This window comes from Pseudomonas sp. NPDC089554, assembly GCF_050280645.1.
In the GTDB taxonomy this organism is placed as follows: domain Bacteria; phylum Pseudomonadota; class Gammaproteobacteria; order Pseudomonadales; family Pseudomonadaceae; genus Aquipseudomonas.
In genome coordinates, this window is the sequence record NZ_JBNNVR010000126.1 from 1 (window position 1) to 11,912 (window position 11,912).

At 68.3% G+C, this 11,912-nt stretch carries 2 protein-coding genes and 1 pseudogene; all 3 read left to right on the forward strand.

Going from position 1 to position 11,912, the window contains the following annotated elements; all coding sequences use genetic code 11:
- The coding region (locus ACQKPE_RS24295; protein WP_427669216.1) for an amino acid adenylation domain-containing protein at positions 1–6,583 on the forward strand (6,583 nt) is incomplete at its 5' end.
- 224 nt (positions 6,584–6,807) lie between these two features.
- Positions 6,808–11,286 (forward strand): annotated as a pseudogene (locus ACQKPE_RS24300) (amino acid adenylation domain-containing protein); the annotation flags it as partial.
- A partial coding sequence (locus ACQKPE_RS24305; protein ID WP_427669217.1) for an AMP-binding protein occupies positions 11,278–11,912 on the forward strand: 635 nt, incomplete at its 3' end. The pseudogene ACQKPE_RS24300 and the gene ACQKPE_RS24305, both read left to right, overlap by 9 nt.

The following is an 11,912-nucleotide window of genomic DNA, read 5'->3' on the forward strand; positions in this document are numbered from 1 at the left end:
GCCACGCGTCGGCCGCCTGGACAACTTCTTCAGCCTCGGCGGCCATTCGCTGCTGGCCGTGCAGTTGGTGGAGCAGCTGCGTGAACACGGCTGGGTCGTGGACGTAAGCACCCTGTTCAACGCCGCCACCCTGCTCAGCCTGGCCCAGGCGCTGGAGCACCCGACAACGTCCGCCGAGGCCTTCGAGCCCGCGCCTCAAGTGAGCCTGCCCACAGCCCAGATCGACCTGGTCGCCCGCCACGTCGACGGCGGTCACGCCAACGTGCAAGCCATCTACCCGCTGAGCCCCTTGCAGGAAGGCCTGCTGTTCCAGCACCTGCTGCAACCCGAGGATGACGCCTACCTGCTGCGCGCCACCCTCGCCTTCGACAGCCATGAACGCCTGCAAGGCTTCGTCGACGCCTTCGACCAGGTAATCGCCCGGCATGACATCCTGCGCAGCGCAGTGCTCTGGGAAGGGCTGGACACACCGATGCAAGTGGCCTGGCGCAGCGCCAGGCTGCCATTGACCCGTCTGGCCGCCGGACAAGCCTTCAGCGAGCAGACCCTGGATATTCGCCGCGCGCCCCTGGCCCAGGCCTTCGTACGCTTCGACGAGCCCTGCCAGCAATGGCAGTTGCAACTGCTCCACCATCACCTGGCGATCGACCACACCACCCTTGGCCTGCTGTTCGGCGAAGTGCGCGCCTTGATGCTCGATGCCAACCACCCATTGCCGCCCAGCGTGCCATTCCAGTCTTTCGTGAGCCAAGCCCGCGAGCCTCATCGCCAAGCGCGTGCCGAGGCGTATTTCCAGCAGTTACTGGGTGATATCGATGAACCAACCCTGCCCTACGGGTTGCAGGACACCCAAGGCAACGGGCGCGAGAACCGCGAGCTGCAACGCCCGCTTGCCCCGGCACTGGCCCAGCGTTTGCGCCAGGTTGCCAAGGCCCAGGGCGTGGGGGTCGCCAGCCTGTTCCACCTGGCCTGGGCGATGCTGGTCGGCAAGACCAGCGGCCGCGACGACGTGGTGTTCGGCACCGTGCTGTATGGGCGCTTCAATGGCGGTCGCCAGGCCGAGCAGGCGTTGGGAATGTTCATCAACACCCTGCCCCTGCGCGTCGACCTCGAGGCCCCACTGAACAGTGCGCTGCAACAGGTGCACACCCGGCTGATCGAACTGCTGCCCCACGAGCAGGCCCCCTTGGCCCTGGCCCAGCGTTGCACCGCCCTGTCGGCCCAGACGCCACTGTTCACGGCGCTGCTTAACTTCCGCCACAGCCAGGCGCAGACCTCGGCCAGCCCGGCGCTCGACCTGCCCGGCACCCAGGTGCTGAGCAGCGAGGAACGCAGCAACTACCCCTTCTGCCTGTCGGTCGATGACCTGGGCGAGGGCTTCGCCCTGACCGCGCAGGTTCACCGCTCGGTGGATGTCGAGGCGGTCATGGCGCATATGGCCCAGGCGCTGGAGGTGCTGGTGCAGGCCTTGCAAAACACCCCAATGACCCAGGTTTGCACCCTCGACACCCTACCCGCGGATGTGCGCCAGCAGGTGCTGGAGACCTTCAACGCCAGCGAACGGGCGCACCCGCGCGACACCCTGCTGCACCAGCCATTCGAGCAGCAGGCCGCCCTGCACCCCGATGCCATCGCCGCCTACATCGGCGACCACACGGCGCTCAGCTATGGCCAGCTGAACCACCAGGCCAATCGCCTGGCCCACGCCTTGCTGGCCAGTGGGCTACAGCCGGACGACCGAGTAGCGGTGTGCCTGGAACGTGGCCCGCACATGCTGGTGGCCTTGCTGGCCATCCTCAAGGCGGGCGCCGCCTACGTGCCACTGGACCCCACCTACCCGCCGGCCCGCCTGCGGCACATGCTCGAAGACAGCGCACCGCGCCTGGCCCTGAGCAGCCAGGCCCTGCGCGAACGCCTGCCGGACAGCGAGCACATCGTGCGTTGGGAACTGGACGCCCCAAGCCTGCAGGCACGCCTGAGCGAGCAACCCGGGCACAACCCCAAGGTCATGGGGCTGCATGCGGCGCACCTGGCCTACGTGATCTACACCTCGGGTTCCACCGGCCTGCCCAAGGGCGTGATGATCGAGCACCGCAACGCCTGCAACCTGCTGTACTGGGCGTTGCACAGCTACTCAGCCGATGAACTGCGCCACAGCCTGTTCGCCACCTCGATCAACTTCGACCTGGCCGTGTTCGAGTTCTTCGTACCACTGGCCGCAGGCGCCACCCTGCACCTGGTCGACAACGCCCTGGCCCTGGTGGCCCAGCCCCACGACGTGTCGCTGATCAACAGCGTGCCATCGGCCGTGGAAGAGCTGGCCCGGGTCGGCGCCATTGCCGCCAACACCCAGGTGATCAACCTGGCCGGCGAACCGCTGAAGGCACGGCTGGTGGAGCAATTGTTCGCCAACAGCAGCACACAGCGGGTCTGCAACCTCTATGGCCCCACAGAAACCACCACCTACTCGACCTGGCTGTCGATGCGCCGTGAAGACGGCTACCAACCCGGCATTGGCCGCCCCCTGGACAACACCCGGGTGTACCTGCTCGACCGGCACCGCCAGCCGGTGCCGGTGGGCGTGGCTGGGGAAATCCATATCGGCGGCGCAGGCGTGGCGCGCGGCTACCTGAATCGTGCCGAACTGAGCGCCGAACGCTTCCTGCCCGACCCCTTCGTCGCCTCGCCCGAGGCGCGTATGTACCGCACCGGCGACTTGGGGCGCTGGCGGGCCGACGGCCAGCTCGAATACCTGGGACGCAACGACTTCCAGGTCAAGGTGCGCGGGTTCCGCATCGAACTGGGCGAAATCGAGGCCCAGTTGCTCAGCCTGCCGGGCCTGCGCGAAGCCGTGGTACTGGCCCAGCCAGGCCCGGCCAGCGAGCCGCGCCTGGTCGCCTACCTGGTGGCCGACGCCCCCGGCAAGCCTGCGCCAACCCTGCTGGAGGTGCGTGCGCACCTGGAAAACCGCCTGCCGGACTACATGCTGCCCAGCGCCTGCGTAGCCCTGAACGCGCTGCCACTGACCCCCAACGGCAAGCTCGATCGCCAGGCCTTGCCGCTGCCCAGCGCAGCCGCCGACAGCACCAAGCAGGCGCCCCAAGGCGATACCGAGCAGCGCCTGGCGGCGATCTGGAGCCAGGTGTTGTGCGAGCCGAACATCGGCCGCGACGATGACTTCTTCAGCCTCGGCGGCCATTCGCTGCTGGCTGTGCAACTGCTCGAACAGCTACGCCGCAACGGCTGGGACCTGGATATCCGCAGCGTCTTCGAACGCCCCACCCTGGCCACCCTGGCCCAACGCCTGGACACCCTGGGTACGACACCGACAGCCCAGGCCAGCGTCTCGCGCATTCCCACCCCCTGCACCCAGCTCACCCCTGACATGCTCGACCTGGTCGAGCTGAGCCAGGCCCAGCTCGAGCGCATTACCGCCCAGGTACCGGGCGGTGCGGCGAACATCCAGGACATCTACCCCCTGGCGCCTCTGCAGCAGGGCATGCTCTACCACCACCGCGCCCAACGCGAAGGTGACCGCTACGTGCTGCGCAGCCTGCTGGCATTCACCGACCAAACGCGCCTGCAAGGCTTCTGCAGCGCGCTCGAGCAGGTCATCGCCCGGCATGACGCGCTGCGCACCCTGGTGCTGTGGGAAGACCTCGACGAGCCGGTGCAGGTGGTGTTGCGCAACGTGGCCTTCTCCCCCCGCCACCTGCCGCTCACAGGCGAGGATATCGCCGCGCAGTTGCAGGCCAGTGCCGCCCCCGGCCAGTTCCGCCTGGACCTGCGCCAAGCGCCCCTGATCGAAGCGCGGGTAGCGTTCGACGCCGCCCAGGGCCGCTGGCTATTGCTGTTGTTGCACCACCACGTAGTGGTCGACCACACCTCGCTGGAGCTGATGATCGGCGAGATTGCGCTGATCGAAGGCGCGCGCCAGGCCGACCTGCCACCGCCCACCAGCATGCGCGGTCTGGTGGCCCAAGCCCGGCAACCGCAGGTGATGAATGCCGCCCGCGCCTTCTTCGATGAACAGTTGGGCGATGTAGAGGAGCCCACCCTGCCCTATGGCCTGGATGTGCAGAGCGACCCACGCTGGCAGGCCTTGGAACACCAACGGCCACTGCCCGAGGCGCTCGCGCGCCGCCTACGCCAACAGGCCACAGACTACGGCGTCAGCGCTGCCAGCCTGTGCCACCTGGCCTGGGCAATGGTACTGAGCCGCCTCAGCGGACGCGACGACGTGGTCTTCGGCACGGTGTTGTTCGGCCGCCTGCAAGCGGGCAGCAACGCCGACAGCACCGTGGGCCTGTTCATCAACACCTTGCCGCTGCGCGTGCGCCTGGACGGCAACGCCGTGCAAGTGCTGGCCCGGGTACAACGGGCCCTGAACGGTGTGCTCAGCCATGAGCAGACGCCCCTGGCCCTGGCCCAGCGTTGCAGCGCCGTGCCCGCCGGCACCGCGCTGTTCAGCGCCCTGTTCAACTACCGCTACAGCCATGCCGACCAGGCAAACGTTCAACAGGCCGTGCCCGGCATGCGCCTGCTGCACAGCGAAGAGCGCACCCACTACCCCTTCAACCTGGCCGTTGACGACCTGGGCGAAGGCTTCCAACTGACCGCCCAGACCCATCCCGACCACGCCCCCGCGCGCATTCTCGGCTACATGCAGCAGGCCCTGGCTTCACTGGTGCAGGCCCTGGAGCAGTCCTGCACCAACAGCGTGCTGCAACTGCCGGTACTGCCCGCCGAGGAAGAGGCGCAATTGGACAGCCTCAACCCTGCACGCCTCGCGCCAGCCCCCAGCGCCACCTTGCAGCAGCGCTTCGCCGAACAGGCCGCGCGCAGCCCGGACGCCCTGGCGGTGATCGATGAGCAGCAAGCATTGAGCTTCCGCCAGCTCAACGAACAGGCCAACCGCTTGGCGCATCATCTGCTGGCCATGGGTATCCAGCGTGGCCAGCGCATCGCGGTGTGCCTGGAGCGCGAGGTGCACCTGGCGGTAGCCCTGCTGGCGGTGTGGAAGGCCGGTTGTGCCTACGTACCACTGGACCCGGACTACCCCGCAACACGCCTGGCCTTCACCCTCGACGACAGCACGCCCGCGGCCCTGCTGACCCAGGAGCACCTGCGCGAGCGGCTGCCCGCGTTCGACCATGGCCCAGTGCTCAGCCTCGACGCCCCGCCCGGCCCGCTCGCTGCCTGGCGCCTGGCCTGCGCGGACAACCCCGATGGTGCTGCGCTGGGCCAGCAACCCAGCGACCTGGCCTACCTGATCTACACCTCAGGCTCCACCGGACAGCCCAAGGGCGTGATGGTCGAACACCGCTCGGTGCTCAACCTGTGGGCCGGCCTGCAACAGCGCCTGCATGACCTGCCGCCCAACACACGCTGCTCGCTCAACGCCTCGGTGGCCTTCGACGCCTCGGTGCAGCAGCTGTGCCAGTGGCTGAGCGGCCATTGCCTGGTGATGGTGCCCAAGCGCGTGCGCCTGGATGCCAGTGCCCTGCTCGACTACCTGCACACCCAGCAGGTCAGGCTGTTCGACTGCACCCCCAGCCAGTTGCAGGCTGTGTTGCGCTACCGCCAGGCGAACGCGCCGACCTTGCCATTGCCGGCACGCATCCTGCTCGGCGGCGAGGCCGTGCCGGACGAGCTCTGGACGCAGTTGGCCAGCGAGCGCGAGGTCCGCGTGCTGAACGTCTACGGCCCCACCGAATGCACGGTCGACACCACCAGCGCCTGGCTCCACCAGCACGCGACACCCAGCCTTGGCCAGCCGTTGCCCAATACCCAGGTGCAGGTGCTCGATGCCCATGGGCGACGCGCGCCCTTGGGGGTTACCGGGGAAATCCACATCGGCGGCCAGGGCCTTGCCCGTGGCTACTGGCAACGCGAAGCGCTGACCCACGAGCGCTTCATCCCCGACCCCTTCAGTGACGCACCCGCTGCCCGCCTGTACCGCACCGGCGACCTCGGCCGCTGGGAACTGGACGGCAGCCTCAGCTACCTGGGGCGCAGTGACTTCCAGGTGAAGATCCACGGGCACCGCATCGAGCTGGGGGAAATCGAAAGCCACCTGCTGGCGCTGCCCGGCGTGCGCCAGGCCGTGGTGGTGGGCCGCGCCGACGCCCATGGCGTGGCACGCCTGGTCGCCTACCTGCAAGGCGAGGCGCCACCAACGCCCAGCCAGGCCCGTGCCGCCCTGGGCGAACAGTTGCCCGACTACATGCTGCCCAGCGCCTACGTACAGGTGGACCGCCTGCCACTGAGCGCCAGCGGCAAACTCGACCGCAACGCCCTGCCCGAGCCCGGCACCAGCGCCTACGTGCAAACCCATTACGAAGCCCCGCAAGGCGAGGTGGAAACCACCCTCGCCGCGCTGTGGTGCGAATTGCTGAGTGTCGAGCGGGTCAGCCGCCACGACAACTTCTTCGCCCTGGGTGGCCACTCGCTGATCGCCATGACCCTGGTCGAACGCATGCGCCAACACAGCCTGCGGGTCGATATCGCCCAATTGTTCACCGCCCCGACCCTTGCCGGCCTGGCTGCGGCTACTACCCGTTTGAAGGAGATGCTCCTGTGACTGCAGCTGAACTGCTGGTACTGCTGGAACAACGTGGTATCACCCTGTCGCTGCGTGGCGACCAACTGTCGGTGGTGGCCGACGACCAGGCCCTGGCCGACCAGGAATTGATCGCGCTGCTACGCAGCAACAAACAGGCCTTGATCGACGCACTGCGCCAGCCTGCCGAGCAACGCCCCCAGGCCAGCGGCCTAGCCCTGGGTACCACGCACATCACCCCGGCCATGCTCGACCTGTGCACCCTCAGCGAGGCCCAGGTGGCCAGTATCGTCGCCCAGGTACCGGGCGGTGCCGCGAACATCCAGGACATCTACCCGCTGGTGCCGTTGCAGGCGGGCATCCTGTTCCACCACCTGCTCCAGCAGCGTGGCGATACCTACCTGCTGCACGTGATGCTGGCCTTCGACGACGAAGCTGGCGTGCAACGCTTCATTGCCGCGCTCAACCAGGCCATCGCTCGCCATGACATCCTGCGCACCGCGCTGGCCTGGGAAGGCCTGGACGAGCCGGTGCAAGTGGTGTGGCGCGAAGCGCCGCTGGTGCTGGAGCGCTTCACTGCCGCTCACGGCGATGTCGAAGCCGCCTTGCGCGACTACGCCGACCCTCGCCAACAACGTCTGGACCTGCGCCAGGCCCCGCTGATGCGGGCGGTAGCTGCCGCCGACCCCGGCAACGACCGCTGGCTGGTGCAACTGCTGCACCACCATGCGGTGATGGACCACACCTCCCTGGAGCGCCTGGTACGCGAGGTAGCGGCGATCCAGAAAGGCCGCCTGGGTGAGCTGCAAGCGCCGCAACCGTTCCGGGACTTCGTGGTGCGGGCGCGCAAGGGCCTGAGCCAAGAGCAGCATGCGGCGTTCTTCAGCGAACTGCTGGGCGATATCGACGAGCCCACCGCGCCCTGCGGCCTGCTCGACGTACGCGGCGACGGCACCCAGGTCGATACCCTCGAAGCGCCGCTGGCGAACGGCTTGAGCCTGCGCATCCGCCAGTTGTCACGCCGCCTCGGGGTCAGCGCCGCCAGCCTGTTCCACCTGGCCTGGGCCGTGGTGCTGGGCAAGACCAGCAGCCGCGACGACGTGGTGTTCGGCACCGTGATGTTCGGCCGCCTGCAAGGCAACGGCGAGGCCGCCAACGCCATGGGCCTGTTCATCAATACCCTGCCGCTGCGGGTACGCCTGGCCGTGCCGGTGGAGCAAGCACTGCGCGACACCCATGCACTGCTCAGCCGGCTGATCGCCCACGAGCACGCGCCCCTGGGCCTGGCCCAACGATGCAGCGCGCTGCCCAGCGGTACGCCGCTGTTCTCGGCGCTGCTCAACTACCGCCACAGCGCCGCCGCCGAACACGCCCCCACACTCGACGGCATGCGCGTGCTCGGTGGCGAGGAACGCACCAACTATCCGTTCAACCTGTCGGTGGACGACCTCGGCGAAGGTTTCTCGCTGAGCCTGCAAGTGGATGCCCAGGTCGGCACGGCACCGGTGCTCGGCTGGCTCGACACCGCCCTGCGCAACCTGCTCGATGCCCTCGAACGGCGCCCACACACCCTGGCATGCCAGCTTTCGGTATTGCCCGAGGCCGAGCAGCAACAGCTGCGCAGCTTCAATGCCACCGAACGTGCACTGCCGGAACAGGGCCTGCTGCACCTGGCCCTGGAACGCCAGGCCGCCGCGCAACCGCAGGCGATCGCAGCACGCTTCGAGGCCGCCGATGGCGCGCCAGCGCTGACCTACGAACAGCTCAACAGTCAGGCCAACCAGCTGGCGCATCGCCTGCTGCAAGCGGGGGTGAAACCCGACAGCCGCGTGGCGATCTGCCTGGAGCGCGGCCCGCAGTTGCTGGTGGCCCTGCTGGGCATTCTCAAGGCCGGCGCCGCCTATGTCCCGCTGGACCCGGCCTACCCCCGCGAGCGCCTGCTGCACATGCTCGAAGACAGCACCCCACGTGCGCTGCTGACACTGACCACGCTACCGGCGCTCACCCCGCCCACAGGCTGTGAAACGCTCTGCCTGGACGCCCCCGAGACCTGCGCGCAACTGGCCGAGCAGCCGCGCCACAACCCCGACCCGACGCACCTGGGGCTGACCGGCAAGCACCTGGCCTACGTGATCTACACCTCCGGCTCCACCGGCAAGCCCAAGGGCGTGATGATCGAGCACCGCAATGCCTGCAACCTGCTGAACTGGGCGCTGCACGCCTTCGACAGCAGCACCTTGCAGCACAGCCTGTTCGCCACCTCGATCAACTTCGACCTGGCGGTGTTCGAATTCTTCGTGCCGCTGGCCGCAGGCGCCACCCTGCACGTGGCCAGCAATGCCCTGGCCCTGCTCGACCGGCCGGTGCCGGTGACGCTGATCAACAGCGTACCGTCGGCGCTCGATGCACTGGTCGGGCCCCAGGCGATCCCGCCCTCCACCCAGGTGGTCAACCTGGCGGGCGAGCCGCTCAAGCAGGCCCTGGTCGAGCAGGTGTTCGCCAACAGCGCAGTGCAGCGCCTGTGCAACCTGTACGGCCCGAGCGAAACCACCACCTATTCGTCCTGGGTGTCGATGCGCCGCGAGCAAGGCTTCGTGCCGGGCATCGGCCGGCCGCTGGACAACACCCAGGTGTATATCCTCGATGCACAGCAGCAACTGGCGCCCTTGGGCGTGGTGGGCGAACTCTATATCGGTGGCGCGGGGGTCGCCCGTGGCTACCTGAACCGGCCCGAGCTGACCCAGGAGCGCTTCCTCGATGACCCGTTCGCCGACACGCCGGGGGCGAAGATGTACCGCACCGGCGACCTGGGCCGCTGGACCGCCGACGGCCAGTTGCTGTACATGGGCCGCAACGACTTCCAGGTGAAGATCCGTGGTTTCCGTATCGAACTGGGCGAGATCGAGGCCGCCCTGGGCCAGGTGCCCGGCGTGCAGCACGCCGTGGTGGTGGCCCGCCAGGATCTGGCCGCCGCCCCACGGCTGGTTGCCTACTGGGTCGCCGAACCCGGCTTGTCGGTGAGCGATGCGCACCTGCGCGACGCCTTGGCCGCACGCCTGCCCGAATACATGCAGCCCAGCGCCTACGTGGCCCTGCCAGCCCTGCCCCTGACCCCCAACGGCAAGCTCGACCGCAGCGCCCTGCCCGCGCCCGAGCAAGGCATGGCGGGGCATGTCGAGCCGCCCCAAGGCGCGCTGGAAACCCGCCTGGCGGCCATCTGGAGCGCCCTGCTCGGCCTGCCCCAGGTCGGCCGTGACACCCACTTCTTCCAGGCCGGCGGTCACTCGCTGCTGGCGGTGCAGCTGGTTTCCCAGCTGCGTCAGCAACTGCGCGTCGAGCTGCCGCTGGCCGGCGTGTTCGACCACCCGACCCTGCAACGCCAGGCGCAGGCGATCGAAGCCCTGGGCGCTGCGGGGCAACACGCGGCGGCGCCGATCAGCGCCTTGCCAAGGCCTGCCCGCGTGCCATTGTCGTTCGCCCAGCAGCGCCTGTGGTTCATCGCCCACCTCGACCCCAGCGCCAGCGCCGCCTACCACATGGCGGGCGGCCTGCACTTGCGTGGCGAGCTGAACACCAAGGCCTTGCGCGCTGCGCTATCGCGTATCGTCGAACGCCACGAAGCCTTGCGCACCCGCTTCGTCGCCGAAGGTGGTGAACCGCTGCAAATCATCGACCCCGCACAGCCGTTCCTGCTGCCCGAAGAAGACCTGCAAGGCCAACCCCAGGCAAGCATCCAGGCCCGCTGCGCCGCCGAAGCCCAGGCACCTTTCGACCTGGCGCGCGGGCCGTTGCTGCGTGCACGCCTGCTGCGCCTGGGCGAGCAGGAGCATGTATTGCTGGTGACCTTGCACCACATCATCGGCGATGCCTGGTCGCTGGGCGTGCTCACCCATGAGCTGACCACGTTGTACCGCGCCTTCACCCAGGGCCAGGCCGACCCGCTGCCAGCACTGGCGGTGCAGTACGCCGACTACGCCCTGTGGCAACGCGCGCCGCGCCAGGCGCGCCGGGTCGAACAGGAGTTGACGTATTGGCGCGACCAGCTCGAAGACGCCCCGTCCCTGCTGAACCTGGCCCTGGACCGCCCGCGCCCGGCACAACAGGACTTCACTGGCGCCAGCCTCGAGGTCAGCCTGGACGCGGGCCTGACCCAGGCCGTCAAGCAGTTGGGCGAACGCCACGGCTGCACCTTGTTCATGACCTTGCTCAGCGCCTGGTCGGTAGTGCTGGCGCGCTTGTCCGGCCAGCAGGACCTGGTGATCGGCTCGGTGCAGGCCAACCGCACCCAGGCCGAAATCGAGCCGCTGATCGGCTTCTTCGTCAACACCCAGGCGCTGCGCATGCGCCTGGACCAAGCCCCTCAGGTCAGCCAATTGCTGGCCCAGGTCCGGCGCACCGCGCTCGACGCCCAAGCTCATCAGGCCGTGGCATTCGAACATTTGGTCGAAGCCTTGAACCCGCCGCGCTCGCTGGCCCACAGTCCGATCTTCCAGGTGCTGTTCGCCTGGCAGAACGCGCCACAGGCACGCCTGGAACTGGGCAACCTGGCACTGGAGCCACTGGACACCCAGCAAGACAGCGCCAAGTTCGACCTCACCCTGAACCTGCACGAACGCGACGGCACGGTCGTCGGCCGCCTGACCTACGCCACGGCGCTGTTCGACCGCAGCACCGTGCAGCGGCATTGGCAGGCCCTTTGCGCCACCATCCAGGCCATGGTCGCCAATGACCAGGCCGCCCTCAGCGAGCTGTCGATACTCGGCGATGCCGAGCGCGAACAGGTGCTGCACGCGTTCAATGCCACGGCCTACGACTACCCGGCGCACGAGCCGCTGCACGCGCTGTTCGAGGCGCAGGCAAGGCGCCGTCCCGAGGCCAAGGCGATAGAAGATGGCGAACGCTCGCTGAGCTATCGCCAGCTCGACCAGCGCGCCGAACGCCTGGCCGATTGGCTGGCCGAACGTGGCGTGCGCCCCGGCGACTGCGTGGCACTGTGTCTGGAGCGTGGCCCGCGGCTGGTCGCAGCGATTCTGGCGATCCTGAAAAATGGCGCGACCTACGTGCCGATCGACACCGCGACCCCCGTGGAGCGGCAACACGCCCTGCTGCACGATTGCGCCAGCGCTTGGCTGCTCGGTGAAGGGCCGTATCCGCACACACTGCCGACTGCGGTGCAGCACTTGGACCTGGCAGCCTGGGAAAGCACCTCGCCTGCGTCACCGCGCGTGCCTGTCACGGTGGCCACCGATGCACCGGCCTATGTGATGTACACCTCCGGCTCCACCGGCACCCCCAAGGGCGTGCAAGTGCCGCACCGCGCCATCGTGCGCCTGGTGCGCAACAACGGCTT